Source organism: Photobacterium sp. Alg240-V54 (genome assembly GCF_900537155.1).
Lineage (GTDB): Bacteria > Pseudomonadota > Gammaproteobacteria > Enterobacterales > Vibrionaceae > Photobacterium.
On the sequence record NZ_UNRL01000003.1, the window covers coordinates 67,703 to 82,462 of the forward strand.

General features: G+C 34.2%; 13 protein-coding genes. 2 read left to right on the forward strand and 11 right to left on the reverse strand.

Annotated elements, in window-relative coordinates; genetic code table 11:
- Window positions 1-2 precede the first annotated feature (2 nt).
- From rfbC to G6R09_RS09505, 9 genes are all read right to left on the reverse strand, one after another.
- On the reverse strand, window positions 3-545 hold the full coding sequence (rfbC, locus tag G6R09_RS09465; RefSeq protein ID WP_087846199.1) for a dTDP-4-dehydrorhamnose 3,5-epimerase: 543 nt from the start codon (window positions 543-545) through the stop codon (window positions 3-5).
- A gap of 12 nt (window positions 546-557) precedes the next feature.
- Window positions 558-1,454, reverse strand: a complete 897-nt coding sequence (gene rfbD, locus G6R09_RS09470; protein ID WP_087846200.1) for a dTDP-4-dehydrorhamnose reductase — start codon at window positions 1,452-1,454, stop codon at window positions 558-560.
- Window positions 1,451-2,335 carry a glucose-1-phosphate thymidylyltransferase RfbA gene (gene rfbA, locus G6R09_RS09475; RefSeq protein WP_087846201.1) on the reverse strand — a complete coding sequence of 295 codons (885 nt, stop codon included), beginning with the start codon at window positions 2,333-2,335 and terminating at the stop codon, window positions 1,451-1,453. The genes rfbD and rfbA overlap by 4 nt, the downstream gene beginning before the upstream one ends.
- A gap of 208 nt (window positions 2,336-2,543) precedes the next feature.
- Window positions 2,544-3,575, reverse strand: coding sequence for a dTDP-glucose 4,6-dehydratase (gene rfbB, locus G6R09_RS09480; protein ID WP_163921996.1), 1,032 nt, complete (start codon window positions 3,573-3,575; stop codon window positions 2,544-2,546).
- Between the two features lie 61 nt (window positions 3,576-3,636).
- Complete coding sequence (locus tag G6R09_RS09485; RefSeq protein WP_087846203.1) at window positions 3,637-4,653, reverse strand: NAD-dependent epimerase/dehydratase family protein; 1,017 nt, start codon at window positions 4,651-4,653, stop codon at window positions 3,637-3,639.
- A 56-nt stretch (window positions 4,654-4,709) separates the two neighbouring features.
- Window positions 4,710-5,990: a Vi polysaccharide biosynthesis UDP-N-acetylglucosamine C-6 dehydrogenase TviB gene (tviB, locus tag G6R09_RS09490; RefSeq protein WP_087846204.1), complete on the reverse strand. Its 1,281-nt coding sequence runs from the start codon at window positions 5,988-5,990 to the stop codon at window positions 4,710-4,712.
- Window positions 5,991-6,106: 116 nt separating this feature from the next.
- Window positions 6,107-7,186, reverse strand: coding sequence for a UDP-N-acetylglucosamine--undecaprenyl-phosphate N-acetylglucosaminephosphotransferase (wecA, locus tag G6R09_RS09495; protein ID WP_163921999.1), 1,080 nt, complete (start codon window positions 7,184-7,186; stop codon window positions 6,107-6,109).
- 204 nt (window positions 7,187-7,390) lie between these two features.
- The gene (locus G6R09_RS09500) at window positions 7,391-9,535 is read right to left on the reverse strand and encodes a polysaccharide biosynthesis tyrosine autokinase (RefSeq protein ID WP_163922002.1); all 2,145 of its coding nucleotides are present in this window, start codon (window positions 9,533-9,535) and stop codon (window positions 7,391-7,393) included.
- A 148-nt stretch (window positions 9,536-9,683) separates the two neighbouring features.
- The gene (locus tag G6R09_RS09505; RefSeq protein ID WP_087846207.1) at window positions 9,684-10,820 is read right to left on the reverse strand and encodes a polysaccharide export protein; all 1,137 of its coding nucleotides are present in this window, start codon (window positions 10,818-10,820) and stop codon (window positions 9,684-9,686) included.
- A 925-nt stretch (window positions 10,821-11,745) separates the two neighbouring features.
- Between G6R09_RS09505 and G6R09_RS09510 the strand changes: the two genes are divergently transcribed.
- Together G6R09_RS09510 and G6R09_RS09515 are read left to right on the forward strand one after the other, a co-directional pair.
- A complete protein-coding gene (locus G6R09_RS09510) occupies window positions 11,746-12,453 on the forward strand; it encodes a PAS domain-containing protein (protein WP_087846208.1) in 708 nt (235 codons plus the stop codon).
- Between the two features lie 204 nt (window positions 12,454-12,657).
- Window positions 12,658-13,665, forward strand: a complete 1,008-nt coding sequence (locus tag G6R09_RS09515; protein ID WP_373423712.1) for a phospholipase A — start codon at window positions 12,658-12,660, stop codon at window positions 13,663-13,665.
- Here G6R09_RS09515 and G6R09_RS19865 read toward each other — a convergent pair.
- Window positions 13,662-13,817: a hypothetical protein gene (locus tag G6R09_RS19865; RefSeq protein WP_162840644.1), complete on the reverse strand. Its 156-nt coding sequence runs from the start codon at window positions 13,815-13,817 to the stop codon at window positions 13,662-13,664. The two genes, G6R09_RS09515 and G6R09_RS19865, sit on opposite strands and share 4 nt — an antisense overlap.
- A gap of 141 nt (window positions 13,818-13,958) precedes the next feature.
- Window positions 13,959-14,720 carry a DUF2884 family protein gene (locus G6R09_RS09520; RefSeq protein WP_205522994.1) on the reverse strand — a complete coding sequence of 254 codons (762 nt, stop codon included), beginning with the start codon at window positions 14,718-14,720 and terminating at the stop codon, window positions 13,959-13,961.
- Window positions 14,721-14,760: the final 40 nt, after the last annotated feature.

The following is a 14,760-nucleotide window of genomic DNA, read 5'->3' on the forward strand; positions in this document are numbered from 1 at the left end:
AATCAAAAAACAATATTTTTGAAAAAGACACCATTATTATCTTTTTCAGATAACAATGGCTCTCCAAATAACGGCCAATCAATCGCTAATTCATCATCATTCCATAATATAGTGTGTTCTGCTGTTGGGTTATAATAATCAGTACACTTGTAGATAAATTGAGCTTCTTTGCTAGTTACATAAAACCCATGTGCAAAGCCTTCTGGTATCCATAATTGGCGCTTATTTTCAGCAGAAAGATATATTCCAACCCATTGCCCAAATGTCTGTGAACCATTTCTTATATCAACGGCAACATCAAACACTTCACCAGATATTACCCGCACTAATTTCCCCTGCATATTTTGTGTCTGATAATGCAAACCACGTAAAATTCCTTTTTTGGACTTAGAATGATTATCCTGAACAAATTGAGTCGGCTTCCCTGTTACCATCATTTCAAAGTGCTTTTGATTCCAAACTTCCATAAAATAACCACGTTCATCCCCAAAGACTGTAGGTTCAATAATTTTCACATCAGGAATATTTGTTGCTGTTATTTTCATAATATTATTCCATTAATTTAAATATTCGATTAGATGGCTTAAACCTTTTTGCCACTCACTGGCTCTAATTCCAAATGTTTGATTAATCCTTTGCGTATCTAATTTTGAATTAGCTGGACGTTTTGCTAAGGTTGGATATTCATTCGTTGTAATATAACTTAATTGAGGTACGCTAACTAATATCTGTTGTTCAACTGCTTTATCAAATATTGTTTGCGCAAATTCATACCAACTTACATGTGGTAAACCTGAATAGTGATAAATACCAAACTTGTTATTATCAAACTGATCACCCTGCTCAAAAATTTGTTTTGCGATAACAATTAAAGTGCTTGATATATCACTTGCATAAGTAGGACCACCGAATTGATCACCAACCACATCCAACCTATCTCGTGCTTGAGCTAGTCTCAGCATCGTTTTAACAAAATTATTCCCATGTTGACCAAACACCCATGCAGTGCGTAAAATAATATGCCGAGAGCAAGCATTGACCACTTCTTGTTCTCCTGCTAGCTTACTTAATCCATATATACCTTGAGGCCCAAATAGATCATCTTCGCTATATATGCCACGTTTATCTCCTGAAAATATATAATCCGTAGATATATGCAATATTGCTGCACCGATTTTATTTCCAGCTTCCGCTAAATATTTTGGACCATCACGATTGATGGAATAGGAAAGTTCAATTTCTACTTCTGCTTGATCCACAGCTGTATACGCAGCTGAATTTATAATTACATCAGGCCTAAACTCTAATACCATTTCAGTTACAGCAAGTTGATCCGTAATATCTAATTCTTTTCGATCAACAGCTAATAATTCAACATTAGTACAACTTTGTAGCTGCTTAACTAAGCAACTACCTACTTGTCCGTCGCAACCCGTTATTAAAATTTTCATCATGGCTCCATAAGTGGCAATTCACTAACAACACGCATCAAGTATTGTCCATATTCATTTTTGAGCATTGGCTCAGCTAAAGCTTGTACTTGTTCGGTTGTTAACCAGCCATTACGCCACGCAATTTCTTCTAAACATGCGATCTTAAGACCTTGTACATTTTGAATTGTCTCCACAAAAGAAGAAGCTTGCTGCAGACTTTCATGTGTACCAGTATCAAGCCATGCAAACCCACGACCTAATAGTTCAACATTTAGCGTCCCATCATATAGATACATTTCATTTAATGTCGTAATTTCCAGTTCGCCGCGAGATGATGGCGTAACCTTTTTTGCCATCTCAACTACACGGTTATCATAGAAATATAAGCCTGTAACTGCATAATTTGATTTAGGACTTAACGGTTTTTCTTCAATTGAAATGGCCTGCATCTTTGGGTTAAATTCAACAACACCAAAACGCTCTGGATCTTTTACCTGATAACCAAAAACGGTGGCTCCATATCCATGCGATGCAGCATTTATCAATGTTTGACCAAATGATTGACCGTAGAAAATATTATCTCCTAACACCAGACAGACACTGCCATTCCCAATAAATTTTTCGCCAATGATAAAAGCCTGTGCTAATCCATCGGGAGTAGCTTGAACCGCATACTCCAAGTTGATACCAAAATCAGAACCTTCTCCTAATAAACGGCGGAAATTATCAATATCTTCTGGCGTAGTGATAATTAATATATCGCGAATTCCTGCTAGCATCAGAGTTGATAATGGATAAAATATCATTGGCTTATCATAAACCGGTAATAACTGCTTAGAGACGCCGCGAGTGATTGGATATAAACGTGTACCTGAACCTCCAGCTAAAATAATTCCTTTCATTTTATCATCCCTATATTTACAAGAATCGATAGTAATCGTTAAAATTAAACGCTTATAATTTAAAAAATATTAATTGAATTAGTGGTGAAATTTACAAACAAAATAAAAACATCAGCTCTAATTAATAAAACTTGAAATTGATAATTTTAATTACATGTTAAAAACAAAATGTATCAAATATCTATTTGATTGTATTCCAGCAATTACACTAACCATCTAATACTCGACTACACCATTTTTTATTATTTAAATACCATATAACCGTTTTACGAATACCTGACTCAAATGATTGCTCTGGCTTCCAACCTAATTCACGTTCAATCTTAGATGCATCAATCGCATAACGAATATCATGCCCTGGTCGATCAGTTACATAAGTAATTAAATTCTGGTATTGAGTTACAGCTTGAGGTTTATTAGGTGCTAACTCTTCAAGCAGTGAACAGATTATTTTCACCACTTCAATATTGGCTTTTTCATTATGACCACCGATATTATATGTCTCACCAACCTTACCTTTAGTGATAACGGTATAAAGGGCTGATGCATGATCTTCAACGTAGAGCCAGTCACGAATTTGCATACCATCGCCATAAACAGGTAATGCTTTACCGGCTAAGGCATTTAAAATAATTAACGGGATAAGCTTCTCAGGAAAATGGTAAGGACCATAGTTGTTTGAACAATTAGTCACAATGGTTGGTAAACCGTAAGTACGCAGCCATGCTCTAACTAAATGATCACTTGAAGCTTTTGATGCTGAATATGGGCTCGAAGGTGAATATGGTGTCGTTTCAATGAACAAATCATCAGTGCCTTCTAAATCACCATATACTTCATCAGTAGAGATATGATGAAAGCGAAATGACGCTTTCTGAACTTCATCCAACAGGTTCCAGTAAGTGCGTGTTGCCTCAAGAATAGTATATGTACCAATAATATTCGTTTCAATGAATGCTGCAGGACCATCAATTGAGCGATCAACATGACTTTCAGCTGCTAAGTTCATTACTGCATCAGGTCTATGCTTAGCAAATACACGATCTAACTCTCCACGATTACAAATATCTACTTGTTCAAATACATAACGCTCACTACTATCTATTTCAGAAAGGGATTCCAGGTTCCCTGCATATGTTAATTTATCAAGATTAACGACACTATCTTGAGTATTATTAATAATATGTCGAATAACTGCTGAGCCAATAAAGCCAGCACCACCAGTAACTAAAATTTTCATGGGATAAAAGTTCTCTATTTCTGATAGTTATTTACTAAATTCAACTGCGAACAATAAATATTTATTCTAAAAATTGCTTATACCAAGGCATTGCAACACTGATTCCTGCTAGAATTCTATATTGTGGTTCATAACCCAATTTAGTTTGTGCTTTTGTTATATCAGCTTGAGAGTGGCGAACATCACCAACTCGAAATTTACGGTAGTTAGGCTTAGTAATATGATTAACATCATTCTCATTCAGTACCCTCTGAATAGCATAATATAAATCATTCAAGGTAGTACGATCCCCAACAGCAACGTTATAAATCTGATCCTTTGCTTCATCGGATGCTGTTGCGGCTAATATATTTATCTGAACGGTATTTTCAATGAAACAAAAATCACGACTCGTTTCTCCATCACCATTAATAAATATAGGCTCATTATTGATCATGGCAGATGCCCATTTAGGAATCACCGCAGCATAGGCCCCATTTGGATCTTGACGCTTTCCAAATACATTAAAGTAGCGCAAACCAATTGTTTTAAATCCATACGTCTTTGCAAATACACCTGCATATAACTCATTAACGTATTTAGTCACAGCATAAGGAGATAATGGATTACCGATATTTTCTTCTACTTTTGGCAGTGCTGGATGATCACCATAGGTTGAACTTGATGCTGCATAAGTAAAACTTTTTACTTGCTCTTCTTTAGCCGCTGTTAGCATATTCAAAAAACCACTAATATTAGTCATATTAGTGGTCAGCGGATCATTAATTGACCGTGGAACAGAGCCTAACGCTGCTTGATGTAGTACATAATCCACATCTTTGATTACTTTCTGACAAGTATTAAAATCACAAATATTACCTTCTATAAAATTAAACCGATCCCACTGTGCTTCAGAAACCAGAGATTTAACTTCATCAAGATTATATTGATGGCCTGTACTAAAATTATCTAAGCCTACAACCTTTTGATTTAATAGTAATAGTTTCTCTAATAGGTTCGAACCGATAAAACCCGCAACGCCCGTAACCAGCCACACTTTAGGGTCATGTAATAATTGTTGTTGAATATGTTGATACATGGTCTTTTTTTTCCTTATATTAAGGTGGGTATTTACCCACCTTATGCATCTTATAATTACAACCTCATGTCAACATATTGTTTTTCAAGAACATATTTCAGATCATATATAACATGTTTAGACTTACCGAGAGATTTAATCTCATCGGCTCCCATAACTTTAAATTCATTGTGCGCCACTGCGATGATAATTGCATCATAGTGGCCTTTCTTTATGTCATCGCACAACTCTAGACCATATTCGGATTTTGCTTCTTCTCTCGAACACCAAGGATCCATAACATCGACATTGATATTGTATTCTTCTAGTTCTGAAATAATATTAACGACTTTTGTATTACGAAGATCGGGGCAGTTCTCTTTGAAGCTCAACCCCATCACCAATATATTCGCACCTTTAACATGAATACGTTTTTTCAACATTTTTTTGATCAGCTGCGAGACAACAAATTTTCCCATTGTGTCATTAAGACGGCGTCCAGCAAGAATCATCTCAGGATGATATCCCACACTTTGCGCTTTTTGAGTTAGATAATATGGGTCGACACCAATACAGTGACCTCCGACCAAACCAGGACGAAATGGCAAAAAATTCCATTTAGTTGCCGCAGCCTCTAACACTTCTAACGTATCAATATTGAGTTTGTTAAAAATAATCGACAGCTCATTAATAAGTGCAATATTGACGTCACGCTGTGTGTTTTCAATAACCTTAGCAGCTTCTGCAACTTTAATAGAAGAAGCCTTGTGCGTACCTGCCTTGATAATACTTTGATAAAGTTTATCAATAAACTCGGCAGCTTCTGGTGTTGAACCACTCGTGACTTTTAATATATTGGTCACTCGATGTTCTTTATCTCCTGGATTTATACGTTCAGGTGAATATCCTGCATAAAAATCTTGGTTAAATTTAAAACCAGAAACACGCTCAAGTATTGGGATACAAATTTCTTCTGTCGCCCCTGGATAAACAGTTGATTCATAGATAACAATATCATCTACTTTAAGTATCTTACCTATCATTTCAGACGCTTTTACGAGTAAAGATAAATCAGGTTGCTTATGTTTATCTATTGGAGTAGGTACAGTAACAATAAATACATTACATTGAGTAAGATCTTCGATATTTACCGTATACTCAAGTTTTTTGGCCGCTTTTAATTCTGAAGTGGAACATTCAAGCGTAAAATCGTTTTTATCTCGTAATTCAGCAATACGTTTAGCACAAATATCAAATCCAATAGTATTGTGCTGCTTACCAAATTCAACCGCAAGTGGTAAGCCAACATAACCTAAACCAATAATACCTATTGTTGTATTTTCTAATAACAATTCCATTTTATTATTCCATTAGTTGAAATTTAATTTAGCTTTAACAAAGAAGGTCCTATATTAATAGAAATAGAGTATTCAATTTAAAGCCAGATTATTAATAACTTTATAACATTTAGAAATTAACTAATAATTCTTTTCTTTTTCCTTGTGAAAAAATTATTTATTGCAACATTTTTTAATCGGCTAAGCATAACCAATGTTGTAAAATACAATATGAATAAAAACAAAAATGTAATAAACATCGTTGATTCATGAATATTATTTAAATCAGCCCAAACACCAAAGACTGAAAATATAGTAGCTATAAAACAAATTACAATTAACGTCATAGTCGGTGATAATCCCATGCGCTGGAAAATATGGTGTATATGCTCACGATCAGGTTTAAAAGGAGAATTCCCATTAATTACACGTCGAATCATAATTGTGGCCATATCCATTAATGGAATAGCAATTATCCATAATGCCGTAACTGGTTTTAAAGCTTTTGTCTCTATATTCTGAGTTCCACAAAGTAACATCCAGATAATAGAAAAACCTATAAACATACTACCAGCATCTCCCATGAATACTTTAAATCGAAAACCAAATGGAAATCCAATATTTAATATAATATAAGGGATAAGTGCGTTAACAATTAATAAGCATAATGTCGCTAAAAATTCGTTACCATTTAATATGAAAAAAAATCCCAATGAACAAAATGAAACTGATGCTAATCCACCAACTAAGCCATCAATACCATCAACCATATTAAACGCATTAATAGCACCAATAACAGCCATAATCGTAATTATAATACCAATGGATTCTGATAATATAATAGTTTCATTACCAAATAAGTAACCTAGATTAACTAACTTCAGATCACCTATTAATATCATTGCGAGTGAAATAGTTGCTTGAACTAATAAACGTATTTTCACACTAATATTAAAATAATCATCTAACACACCTAGTAATATTAATAATGTGGAACAACTTAAATACAACTGTAAATTAACACTCATTGGTATATATAATAAAATAGCTATAATTAATGCAATATATATTGAAATTCCCCCAACTAAAGGAATCATTCCCTGATGTAATTTTCTAATATCAGGCCTATCTACTAAACCTATGATTTTCGCTATTTTTCGCATAACAAAAAGTGATGAAAAAGATGCAAAAAAGACAAATAAATAAGCATTATCCATAATAGTAACCTTATCCTTGTAATAAATATAACAACTTTGACTATTTACTTAATTTCATAAAAACATATTTGTACTCCTATTCTTATATAAAAATATCAATAATTTCAAAACAAAAATAAAATTATTATTTGAACTTTATAACACCAATATTTGATACCATTTTTAGAACATTATTAATCTCTTTCCAAAGAATGACTTTATTATCTATTTATTTTCCGTACTGTAACTGTATTCTCTATAATAATTAATAGCTTTACGTTCCACAGCATTTAGAATAAATCCTTTCACCTCAATACCATTTTGCTCAAATCTTTGTTTAGCTGCTTCCAGTTCTTTCACCGATGTTTTTGCAAAACGGGCAACTATTAATGTAGTTCCAACATGCGCTCCCACTATTGCTGCATCTGTCACGGCTAAAATAGGTGGTGTATCAATAATCACAATATCGTAATTAGCTGAAGCCCAATCTATTAGCATTTTGAAACGTGGGTGGAATAATAATTCAGATGGATTTGGTGGTATGTCACCTCTACCAATATAATCTAGATTAGACACATTGGGATGTTTGATGATCGTATTGATATCCAGTTGACCACTGAGATAATCTGAAAGACCTGGCTTATGTTCGACACATAACTGACGATCCATTCTTCCTTTACGCATATCAGCATCAACTACTAAAACACGTTGTCCTGTTTGAGCTATAACCGTAGCCATATTCGCAGCTATGAAAGATTTACCTATACTAGGAGTTGGACCTGAAACCATCAAAACATTATTTTTTGCTTCCATCATTACAAAATACAAACTAGTACGTAAACTACGTAATGCTTCAATTGACAAATCGGCTGTATTAGCAACAGCAAGTAAAGTATCTTTCACTACCAATTCTCTTTTGCGTTTTTCCTTTTTAACCATTTCATTTTGCCAACTCGATGCAGGAATTGAAGCGTAAACAGGTAACCCGATAAACTCTATTTCTAATGGGTTTAAAATTCCTCGATTAAATGCAGCACGAAAGAAAGCTTGGGCTAGACCTATAACTATCCCAACGAAAAAAGATAAGTTAACAATCATTTTTTTATTAGGTGATATAGGAGTCATATCTACATCAGCAACATCGATAATGCGCACATTACCAACAGTACCAGCTTTTATTAATCGTAATTCCTGTGCCTTATTAAGTAACTGTATATATATTTGTTGATTTACGTTTACATCACGTGTTAGTCGTAATATATCTTGTTGAGTTTGTGGTAATTTTTTTATTTCATTATCAAAATTTATTTTTTGCTGCTCTAAATAATTTCTATTATCAAGAAGGCTAATATAAGATGGATGATCTTTAGTAAAACGCTTTGCCAACTCAGTTTCTTGAAATTTTAATTCACTAAGTTTTGTCTCAACTGCAATCAAACTATTTAAGGTGGAATTAGCTTCAATATTTAAATCGACTGAACCATTGACTAAACGATAGTTATTTAACTTATCTTCTGCTTTACTCAGCTTATCTTTAATACCAACAATCTGCTCAGTTGCAAAGTTAATACCTTTTTCAACCTCTTCAGACTTCCGTTCTACATTTTGTAATAAATAATTATTACTAATATCGTTCAGAATAGCCTCAATCAAATTTAGAGTTGTCCCTTCCAAAGTTAGTACTAACATACCAGTACCAACTCCTTGTTCAAAAATAGACAAATTATTTTTCAATTGACTAATAGCATTACTTCTTGTTTGCTTATCAATAGCAAAAGTCTGCCCTTTTTCTCCACTAATCTGGTTAACAATTAGTTTAAATGAGTCATTTTTAATTAATTTACCAACTTTACCATCAATGATATATTCCCCTTGAGAATTATATATTTTGAACGTTTGCTGTGATAAATTTTCAACTTCAAGCAATAACTGCATTTTTGAAGTGCTATCAAAAAGACTTATTGATAGTTGTGGAATTTTCCCATATAACTTTACTAAAATATAATCAATAATAGATTGATATTGAGGCGTCACTACAGTTGTAAGATCAAGATTATCGACTGTCTTCCCTAAAATCATCCTAGAAGTAATTAAACCTACTTCAGCATTTGTTAATGGTTCAACTGATAACTCATCGCCTATTCCAAGCATATCAGACAATGCACCACTCTTTGGTTCTACTTGTATCAACGCATCTGCTTGATAAATTGGTGTAGAAAAATAAACTTTACAAAATCCGACTATCGTTGCCATCGCTATTATTAATAATATACTCCAACGATACTCTAGAACAACTCCTATTATTTTACCCAACTCAATATCATTATTTTTTTTTACTGACGTTAATGTCGCATCCTTTATTACACTCATGACAGCTAATCCATTATATTAAAATGTTGAGAGTTAAAAATTACAATAAATAATAAAGTCATTTTTATCACCAAGAATGCATAATAATTTCCGTTGTTTCTTAACATTCTTGATCTAAAAGATTTAATTTCTACTTGAATTAATCCTATTACCAATCTCTAAAATTACTTCTTGTTTCTGATATTAAATTAATACTATTAATCGTTGGAAGGAGTTGTGAAATTACACGGTTCCAGCGAACTATTGGTGCAGCTGTGACATAAACAATATCATATGGACGTAAATCAAATTCAGTACCAATCACTAGAGCTGTAGCATCCTTAGCATTAAGTTGAAATAGATCAACCATAGGGGCATTAATGTTATCTTTACCAAAACCTGCTTTTGTTGCGCGTATTACAAAGATGCCAGTTGCATCAGCTTCTATCTCATTAATTCCGCCTACACTGCTAAGAGCTTCCGTAAGACTCATACCTGCCCGGTCAATTTTCAGTAATTTTGGCTCTTTTACTTCCCCCATCACAAAAACTTTTTGCGCGTCGTCACGTGGGACATGAATAATATCGCCGCTTCTTAACAAACGATTTTGAGTCAAATCACCACGTTGTATTAATGCATATAAAGATACAGTCTCATCTTTACCATTACGAGTTAGCGTTACATTACGCCAATCAGAATTATCACTTAGACCACCAGCCTTATTGATTGCATCCAGTAAGGTTAGAGGAATATTAGTAATCGGCTGCTGACCAGGGTTTTTAATTCCACCTGTTATATAAGTTTTTTGAGATTGAAAAGAGGCAATGCTTACATCAACTTGTGGCTTTTCAATAAATGATGACAAACGATAAGCAATATCACTACGTACTTGGGTTACCGTTTTACCAACAACATTCACTTTTCCAATGTATGGATAAAAAATAGTGCCATCCGCATGAACCCAACTTCCTGACTCACTAGCACTACGATATGAGCCAGCAGGTATTGTTAATTCTGGGTGATCCCAAATAGTAATATTTAAAATATCACCCGGCCCAATATAGTAACGATAATTAGATAATTCATTATCTAAACTCGGGTTAGTCTGCGCCATAATATGGTTAGTTTTAAATTCACCTACTGATTGTGCTGTAAGTGGATATATATTTACACGATTTGAAATATTACTATTTTTACTTTCGATAACACGTTTACCATCAAGGCTAAGGTGTGACCCAGGTACAGAGCAACCTGTCAATAAAGAAGTCAGTAATATACTAAACAGGGCTTTTTTTGTTAATGTCATATTAATATTCACAGGGATGATGTAGGTAAAATAGAGTACAAATAAAAGTCTTATCACCGTTATGACCTCATGCCTATTCAGACATGCTACCGCCCGAAGATTACAGCCTCTCAATTGCTTTAATTAGGATTAAATCCACTCAATAATGTATTTAAACAAGATCAGCTAACTATCTAATTTAATGAAATAAACTATATATTCGCCATAAATTGCATTACATAAGGGGATTCACTTGTTGACAAAACGAAAATAAGAACAATTAAAAAAAACACTATTAAAATCAATGGTTTTTATTACACATATTGTGAATAAGGAATACCTTAGTAACCATTGTATGTTTTCCTGGAAAAATCATGCTTATTAGCAATTTACAAGGCGGGTTCATAGCAATTAATATGATGCTTTTTTGTTTCACTTATGAAACAAAAACAATTGATAAAAATAACTATATGTAAATGATTTGTACAAACTGCGGTTTTGAAATATTTTTAAGTACTAATTTATGTGAAGTGGTCGACAAATATTAACCACAGTTTTAAAAGCTAACTCACGATCTTAGCTTACGCAGTTTCTATTATGGATAAAACCCTCTGATTAGATAGCCAAATGAACTATGCCACTTCAGCTAATCACAAATAAAATGTTGTCTCCTTAGTTACTGTTCGTTACAAAATGCTATTAACACTCATTATTATCATCAGATAAGATAAAGTTGTTCTTATCATTCTTTATATACCTTTAAAGAAGATCTTTAAGTTAATTCTACATGCATTATATTTACACTAACCCTGCATACCTTAAAGGCATTCCTTCCTTTAGCGTAAATGCCTTATTTTTCGGTTACTAAATGGAATTTTTATGCGAATTTAGTATTTAATGATGACATGTAAGCATTATCTTTGTTATGTGATTAATTGAGGAAACTATGGAACCGATTAAAACCCAAATGATTTTAGATGCATTCAACCAACTTCCAGGGTGGTGGGGATTTAAAAATAAAGACTCTGTTTATATGTATGCAAATACTGAATTTAGTAAAATGATGGGACTAGAACATCATCTAGATTGCATTGGTCGCACAGATTTTGATATGCCAAGCCCTACCAGTCATTGTGCTAGTATATTCAGAGAGCAAGACTTACAAGCAATGAGAACCGAAAAGGTAGTGCGAACCCTTGATATCCATCCTTATTATGATGGTAGTTGGCGAGTGCATCTTTGTACTAAAGTAGCATGGCGTGATCAGAATAATGAAATTATTGGTATTCTATTTTCAGGTATAGAATTAAAAGACACCGCAATATTGAAAGCTGGCCACTGGCTTTGCCGTAGTACAGAAATGCCGCTTATAAAAAAGTCCTATTTAAACTTAACGTCTAAGAATTCAGACATTTATCTTAACACTCGTGAATCTGAAGTTTTATTCCTCACGCTCTACGGGAAGAAGCCTCAATCTATTGCAAAAAATTTAAATGTATCGGTTAAAACTGTAGAGACTTATATATTAAAGTTAAGAGAAAAATTTAATGCCAATTCAAAAATAGAATTAATTGATTTAGCATTAGATTTAGGATTTGGCTCGAATATTCCAGAAAGTCTGCTAAAAAAACAACTATCAATAATATTAAGTTAATTGTTATTAAACTTTTTATTATATTCAATACCATGATATATTTTATTAAAAATTCAAATCCAATAATTCACATTATGTTGAAAGCAAACAAGGACACCATCATAACCACTAGTATGATCTCACGGTTGAATCACTAGAGTATCAACATCAACAAATAATTAGTACCCTTTGTTTTCAAATCACTTTCAAGGATTATAAGTTATTGTGAGATTTATCTATACTGTTTGCCTTACTTCTTCATTATTTATTGCGAGTACAGCAGCTGCAAGCACTGCTCAAGATTATGATGCTTGCCTACTCAACGCGGTAAAAACCCAAAATGGTGATTTAACACTCAATAACATCCGTTTGCGTTGTACCAAAAATATTGCAGCGGCAACAACGCATCAGGCTTCTCCCCAGCCAACGCTTGTTTCTCAACGCTTACAAAATGAACGTGAAACAGCGTTCAACCGCTTCGTTATTACTCCCCATCGTATGAATTATTTTCTACCAATAGTCATGACTGACAGCATCAATGATGCCGCTTATAAAGATAGCCAGTGGGCGGGTAAGATGAAAAATGCTGAAGCGGAGTTTCAAATTAGTTTTAAAACACCATTAAATTATGGTGATTTATTGATTGATGATGATGGCTTATTTGTCGCTTTCACCTTGGAGTCATATTGGCAAGTGTATGCCGCAGACCTTTCACGTCCGTTTAGAGAAACCAATTATCGTCCCGAAATATTTTACCTAGCCCCGACACCATGGGCCCCCTTTGGCACCAAAACTTGGATGACACTAGGTATTGAACACCAATCAAATGGTCGAACGCAGGGTTTATCGCGCAGCTGGAACCGCGTCTATACAGATCTGATCATTGAGAAAGGTAATTTAGCGGTATCATTGCGCCCGTGGTGGCGAATTCCTGAAGATAAAAAACAAACACCCATCTCACCCACAGGCGATGACAATCCAGATATCATCGATTATATGGGGCATTATGAGATAAATGCGGTTTATAAGTGGCAAGATTACGAGTTTAGTTTTACCGGCCGCCAAAATTTTGCAACTCACAAAGGCTATGGTGAATTGGGATTGACCTTCCCACTATGGGGTAAGTTACGAGGTTATACGAAATACTCAACAGGCTATGGTGAAAATCTCATTGATTACAACCATAAACAGCAACGACTCGGTGTTGGTATTGCCCTTACTGATTTACTTTAACGAAAGAGTTCAAATCCGATAAAAATGATTGCTGCAGAGCCTAATACCGCCACAAGACCTGTGACAATCTGATTTTGTTGTGACTTTGATAAATAGCGAATCACCCAATATGCAAAGCCTAATAAACCAAAAATAATCAGAATTTTTAACATATAGCACTCCATTGACTTGGTGAATAAATTACAGCCAGCAACATCCACCATTTTTAAAGATAATACTGATGTCTTATCTATCAGTGTAGGCGTAAATACCAATAAAAATAGCACCCTTAGGTGCTATTTTTGGTTCAATGCTTATCTTTCGTTAGCATGACTTTTAAACATTGGTATATCTTGCAACTGTGGAATAATTTGCTGAAGTTGCTGCTCTTGTTTAGCTAAGCCTTCAATTGATCCGCATAAATCATTTGCTTTTACTTTCATCTCACCACTATGTTGAGTCACAGTGTCAGTGATCTGCGTCTTTAATTGCGAAAATTTAGTCTGCATTTGACTAAAATCGAGATCACCATGTTTCATTTCATCACCAAGCGCCATTAATACACTTGATATTGATTCGACGGTAACTTGCTGCATCGCATTTTCAAATTCCGTTTTCCAGGTGGTATCCATACTACTAAACACATCAGCAGGCATCACAAACTCACCTTGCGCGTTATAAAATTTATGCTGCGCCTGCTCACTTAATTGTTTCACCAGCGTCTGTACTTTAGTAAATGCAGCTTGTGAGTCAAAACTGCTTGATACATCTTTCAATACTGCTAATGCTAGGTCTGTGCCTTGTTGAGCTAACGCCGCCATCTGTGGCAAATAGGTCTGCATATTATCGCTGTAAGCTGTTAATGCTTGCTGTTGCATCGTATTAAGATCAACCTGCTTACCATTAATAAACAAATTATTATTATCATCTATTAATAGCTTTGGCTTTCCTGCTTCATAAACAGACACGTTACCTTTATCAATATGAATTGGATTCGGTACATTAACAGGACAGCTTTGCGCATATACTGCTCCTGAACTTAATAGCAGTAACCCACTAATTAGCCCTTTTTTCATCACTCTTTCTCTTTTTTTTATCAAAAAAAGCAGCTATTCA

Bases quoted from the DNA above. Each gene is read 5' to 3' on its own strand.
- rfbC (WP_087846199.1), bottom strand. From the start codon at position 545: ATGAAAATAACAGCAACAAATATTCCTGATGTGAAAATTATTGAACCT.
- rfbD (WP_087846200.1), bottom strand. From the start codon at position 1,454: ATGATGAAAATTTTAATAACGGGTTGCGACGGACAAGTAGGTAGTTGC.
- rfbA (WP_087846201.1), bottom strand. From the start codon at position 2,335: ATGAAAGGAATTATTTTAGCTGGAGGTTCAGGTACACGTTTATATCCA.
- rfbB (WP_163921996.1), bottom strand. From the start codon at position 3,575: ATGAAAATTTTAGTTACTGGTGGTGCTGGCTTTATTGGCTCAGCAGTT.
- G6R09_RS09485 (WP_087846203.1), bottom strand. From the start codon at position 4,653: ATGTATCAACATATTCAACAACAATTATTACATGACCCTAAAGTGTGG.
- tviB (WP_087846204.1), bottom strand. From the start codon at position 5,990: ATGGAATTGTTATTAGAAAATACAACAATAGGTATTATTGGTTTAGGT.
- wecA (WP_163921999.1), bottom strand. From the start codon at position 7,186: ATGGATAATGCTTATTTATTTGTCTTTTTTGCATCTTTTTCATCACTT.
- G6R09_RS09500 (WP_163922002.1), bottom strand. From the start codon at position 9,535: ATGAGTGTAATAAAGGATGCGACATTAACGTCAGTAAAAAAAAATAAT.
- G6R09_RS09505 (WP_087846207.1), bottom strand. From the start codon at position 10,820: ATGACATTAACAAAAAAAGCCCTGTTTAGTATATTACTGACTTCTTTA.
- G6R09_RS09510 (WP_087846208.1), top strand. From the start codon at position 11,746: ATGGAACCGATTAAAACCCAAATGATTTTAGATGCATTCAACCAACTT.
- G6R09_RS19865 (WP_162840644.1), bottom strand. From the start codon at position 13,817: ATGTTAAAAATTCTGATTATTTTTGGTTTATTAGGCTTTGCATATTGG.
- G6R09_RS09520 (WP_205522994.1), bottom strand. From the start codon at position 14,720: ATGAAAAAAGGGCTAATTAGTGGGTTACTGCTATTAAGTTCAGGAGCA.